At 41.4% G+C, this 4,100-nt stretch carries 2 protein-coding genes and 1 CRISPR repeat array; both genes read right to left on the minus strand.

Annotated elements, in window-relative coordinates; all coding sequences use genetic code 11:
- Positions 1–198 precede the first annotated feature (198 nt).
- Positions 199–1,092: direct repeats of the CRISPR family, unit length 30 nt; unit sequence CTCTAAATTCCAATGTGGATCTATTATTAC.
- 275 nt (positions 1,093–1,367) lie between these two features.
- On the minus strand, positions 1,368–1,967 hold the full coding sequence (locus QVP35_RS12335; protein WP_009291122.1) for a class I SAM-dependent methyltransferase: 600 nt from the start codon (positions 1,965–1,967) through the stop codon (positions 1,368–1,370).
- Positions 1,968–1,988: 21 nt separating this feature from the next.
- Positions 1,989–4,100: DEAD/DEAH box helicase (locus tag QVP35_RS12340; RefSeq protein ID WP_288187893.1), on the minus strand; the 2,112-nt coding region annotated here is incomplete at its 5' end.

The raw sequence follows: 4,100 nt of genomic DNA on the forward strand, positions 1-4,100 counted from the left end.
ATTCCAATGTGGATCTATTATTACTTATGCGGATATCCTGATACGAAATTGGAAGGAGCGTCTCTAAATTCCAATGTGGATCTATTATTACAGAGATCATCGGCCAAACGTCGGGCTAAATCCTCACATTTTCCTCTAAATTCCACTATGTTTCTATTAAGATGAGGAAGTAAAAACGCACAACGTTTTTTATAAAGCCTTTAAATTTCAATGTGGTTCTATTATTACACATACAAGTATGAATATAATAAAGGTTTTGCAGACTCTAAATTCCAATGTGATTCTATTATTACTAACTCTCCGTTAAAGATATTGTACCCGGCATATTCCTCTAAATTCCAATGTGGTTCTATTATTACTACGTCCCCCTCCTGCGTGTAAGGGGTGTTACACGTCTCTAAATTCCAATGTGGATCTATTATTACTTATGAAACGACAATATGAAAGCACCCGTCAATTCTGCTCTCTAAATTCCAATGTGGATCTATTATTACTTCTTCCAACATCCTGTCTTCTTCGGACACATTCTCCTCTAAATTCCAATGTGGATCTATTATTACAGAGATGGATGCGGTGACAAACAAGTTGTGGCCTATCTCTAAATTCCAATGTGGATCTATTATTACGCAAAGAGACGATCAAAGAATTTTCCTCTTACATCCTCTAAATTCCAATGTGGATCTATTATTACCGGAGAAGACTATTTTAGTCTGTCTGACTACTCTACTCTAAATTCCAATGTGGATCTATTATTACCATCTTTAAAGAGGACCAGTTCTCCATTATCAATTTCTCTAAATTCCAATGTGGATCTATTATTACGGTCGTGCTGATGCGATCAAGTAAATCTGCATTTACGATTAGCTCTAAATTCCAATGTGGATCTATTATTACTTCTTCCAACATCCTGTCTTCTTCGGACACATTCTCCTCTAAATTCCAATGTGGATCTATTATTACCTTCCCCATCATCCCTTCCAGAGCCTTCAGGCTTACCTCTAAATTCCAATGTGGATCTATTATTACTTCTTCCAACATCCTGTCTTCTTCGGACACATTCTCCTCTAAATTCCAATGTGGATCTATTATTACCCATACATTCACAATATAGCAAAAATAAGCATTTTTCAACCCCCATTTGTCGACCTGCAAAAATTACAGCATGTTTTATAACTATAACCTTCAACCATGCTGATAATTTTTACATTTCACGGCTCTATTCCGCCTATTGTCGACCCCCTGGTGTTTTTACATTATAACAGGTCGACAGTATGTCCCTTATCCTTACAGATCAATCGCTCCCTAATTAATTATTTTCCTAATAACATCTATGGTCTAAAACTCGATAGGACCTTCTGAATCAACTCTTAATATAATTCTTTCTTCTTCAAAATCATATTCATCCATTTTTCTTCATCTCTCCCCAGTTTTACATCAGACGTAATCCATGTTTCCTCAACAATAAAAACTCCTGTATCTTCTATCAATCTGTGCAATCGCTCCTCATTCAAATCCGTAAAATATCTTCCATTCCGCTCTCCCTCAAATTCTCCATATTTAAAAGAGGCATATACAACACCCTGATCCCTCAACGCTTTTGCCATCTTAGAAAAAACTTCTTTCAGCTCATCTATCGGCAAATGAAGAATAGAAGAACAGGCCCAGATCCCATCATACTTATCTTCCTCATCCAGTTCATGAAAGTAACCGTGCTTCACCTCGATTCCCGTAAAATCCGAAGCCATCCTGCACAGTTCCTCTGATCCGTCCATCGCATCCACTTGATAACCCTGACTCATAAAATGCTTAGTATCACGACCGGATCCGCAGCCAAAGTCAAGGATCAATGCCCCTTTCGGAAGCCTTTCACAGAAACGCTTCTGATGATACTCCATATTTGCTCCAACTGTATTAAAGACAAATTCTCCGGCATTTTCGTTGTAATACTTGATTGTTTTAGAGTGCATAGCTCCTCCGCTTACGTCTGTCTATTTCAACAATTCCTTCAGTTCTTCTCTGGTAAAGCTTGCGCTTCCCATTCCTTCTCCGCCCAAAATCTGGTCTGCCAGTTCCTTTTTCTTTTCCTGAAGCTTCACAATGTTGTCTTCAATGGTTCCCTCAACGATCAGCCGGTAGACCATAACCACGTTTTCCTGTCCGATCCGGTGTGCCCTGTCCGTAGCCTGATTCTGTACGGCCAGGTTCCACCACGGATCATAATGAATCACGATATCCGCAGAAGTAAGGTTTAATCCAGTGCCTCCAGCCTTTAGGGAAATGCAGAAAACCGAAGTATCATCGTTGTTGAAGTCTTCCACCATCCGGGCCCGTTTTTCTTTATTTACTGATCCGATAAGCGTATAGAACGAAATTTTTTCAGCTTGCAGCCGCTCTTCTAATATAGAAATCATGGATGTAAACTGAGAAAAAAGGAGAATCTTATGTCCTCCGCTGACTGCATTTTTTATAAGATCAATACACAGATCGGATTTGACAGATTTTCCTGTATATTGATCAAAGACCAATTCCGGACTGCAGCAAAGCTGTCTTAACCGGGTAAGTTCCGACAGTATCTGGATCTTGGAACTTTTAAATTCCTCTTCCGACTGCTTATCCAGCATCAGCTGCATCCGTTTTACATGGGCATCATAAAGCTTCTGCTGTTCTCCTTCCATCCTGGCGTAATAGTTTTTTTCCAGTTTGTCCGGCAGATCTTTCAGCACATCCTTTTTTAAGCGCCGCGGCACGAACGGCCTGATCATCTTTTGAAGACGTTTTATCTCATTCTCGCTGTTATCCTGTACGATCGGAAGCTCCAGTTCTTCCCGGAACCTCTGATAAGAATATAAAAATCCCGGCATAAGATAGTCAAAAATACTCCAAAGTTCACTCAGGCGGTTTTCCACCGGAGTTCCGGTAAGGGCCAGTTTAAATCCAGCATTTACCATCTTGACCGCTTTGGCAGCCTGAGTATTATGATTTTTAATATACTGAGCCTCATCAATGATCTGGCTGCTGAAGGTCATATTTTCATAGAGCCCGATATCCCGCTTTAAGAGATCATAGGAAGTTACAAGAATATCCCGGCTGCCTGCATGCCTGATGATAGACTTTCTTTCTCCGGCCTTGCCCACAACCATCTGGACCGGAAGATCCGGGGCAAACTTCCGGATCTCGCTCTGCCAGTTAAATACCAGCGATGCAGGAGCCACGATCAGGCTTGGACTGTTTCCTTCCTCCTCCAGGTATTCCGACAACAGAAATACGATTACTTGAAGTGTCTTCCCAAGCCCCATGTCGTCTGCCAGGATTCCGCCAAATCCATTGTATTTTAAAGTCTTGATCCACAAAAATCCTCTTTTTTGATATTCTCTCAGGATAAGGTCCATTTCAGCAGGGATCTCAAAATCATTGTCCTCCACCGTTTTCATATTTCGTATCAGTGCCTTAAATTCTTTATCTTTGTGGGCGGAAACCGACTGCCATTCTTTCAGCTCCTCGTCCAGGTAAAGGGCATGGTATTTTGGAAGGACCACCTGCTCCTGTTCCAGCTGCTTTTTTGTCAGGTGAAGCCCTTCTTTCATTTCCAGCAGAGCGTTAATCCCCTCCCCTTCCATGTTTACAAAATCACCGCTCTTTAAACGGTAAAATTTCTTTTTCCGATTATACTTTGATAAGATCTCCAAAAGTTCGTTTCTCGGCATATCTCCCGCGGTCATCTTTAACTCCAGCAGGTCACCGGAAAGAGATACACCCACCGCCACTTTCGGTGCAGGCGCAATATTAATTTTTTTCAGGGCATCGGAAATATATACTTCCGCAAACTGCTGCATAGCAGATATCCCGTAGACCAGCAGTTCATAGAGCATATCCTCATCATTGGCCAGGACCATCTTTTTTTCATTCTCATCATAGGCATTACAGTAATGGGAAACGATCTTTGCGGCTTCTGCTTCTTTTTTCAGATCCCGCCCCTCTGTTTTCTGGTTCTTTTCAAAAACATGGTACTTCTGTTCCCCGTATACCGCATCCAGCCTGCATGTAATGAAATCCTTTTGGGGCGCATCCAGCCTGCATGTAATGAAATCCTTTTGGGGCGC

Source organism: Anaerostipes sp. CAG:276 (assembly GCF_000432215.1).
Classification (GTDB): Bacteria; Bacillota; Clostridia; order Lachnospirales; family Lachnospiraceae; genus Anaerostipes; species Anaerostipes caccae.

Bases quoted from the DNA above. Each gene is read 5' to 3' on its own strand.
- QVP35_RS12335 (WP_009291122.1), bottom strand. From the start codon at position 1,967: ATGCACTCTAAAACAATCAAGTATTACAACGAAAATGCCGGAGAATTT.